Annotated in this window: 1 pseudogene; it reads right to left on the minus strand. The window is 41.5% G+C overall.

Going from position 1 to position 973, the window contains the following annotated elements:
* A pseudogene (locus tag D8Q48_RS17355) lies at positions 1–895 on the minus strand (IS3 family transposase); the annotation flags it as partial.
* Positions 896–973: the final 78 nt, after the last annotated feature.

The following is a 973-nucleotide window of genomic DNA, read 5'->3' on the forward strand; positions in this document are numbered from 1 at the left end:
AACTGGGATCCCTGATCACTGTGCAGGATGAGTTCGCCTTGAATCTTCGGTTGGGAATCCAACGCTTTTTGAAGCGTGCGTATCGCCAGATCACTGGTAATATTGCGGTCTGTTATGCTCGCAACCACACTCCGGTCGTGCAGGTCCAGAATTGCGCAGTTGTACCGTACCTCACCATTTGAAAGAAACAGATATGTAAAATCGGTACACCATTTCTGGTTGATCCCAGCCGCACCGAAGTCTTGCTTGAGCTTGTTTTCAAACACTTTGTGAGTCTCTCCGTGCTGGTATACAGGCTTTTTCGGTCGAACGATTGATTTCAGTCCGAGCATGCGATTCATGTATTTATGAACCGTTGTGCAGCTGTATGGAAGTCCTTCCCGACTTAAATATACCCGCATCGTGCGATAACCTGTTACGCCATGATATTTGTGGTAAATATCTGTAATCTTTGACAGCACTGTATTTAGGTGGGTATGGTACTCTGCTTTCCGATTTTTCTGATAGTTATAGTACGCATTCGGGCAGATATTTAAATGCCGTAGAAGCCAGCGTAAACCAAATTCCGTATGATATTGTTCAATGAATCGATAAGCCTCTAATCGATTTCCTTTGCAAAGAATGCCGCTGCTTTTTTTAGAAAGAGATTTTCCTTTTTTGCTTCTTCCAGCTCCTTTTTCAAGCGGAGATTTTCTTTCATGAGTTCCATTTCATTTGGTGAATCTGGAGCTTCCAGGGCTTTGGCTTGGCATTCTTCGCTGAATTCTTTACACCACTTAGAGATACTGGCTTTTGATACGCCATATTCAGCAGTGATACTTTTATAGGTACGACCTTCTTCCTCATGAAGACGTACAATCTTCTTTTTGAATTCTGATGTGTAACTTTGTGGCATAAGTAGATACCTCTTTCCTTTATGAGATTAATTATATCTTATTAGCCACTACTGTTACAACTATAGTTTATCATAACA

Source organism: Ruminococcus sp. B05 (genome assembly GCF_003628495.1).
In the GTDB taxonomy this organism is placed as follows: domain Bacteria; phylum Bacillota; class Clostridia; order Lachnospirales; family Lachnospiraceae; genus Schaedlerella; species Schaedlerella hominis.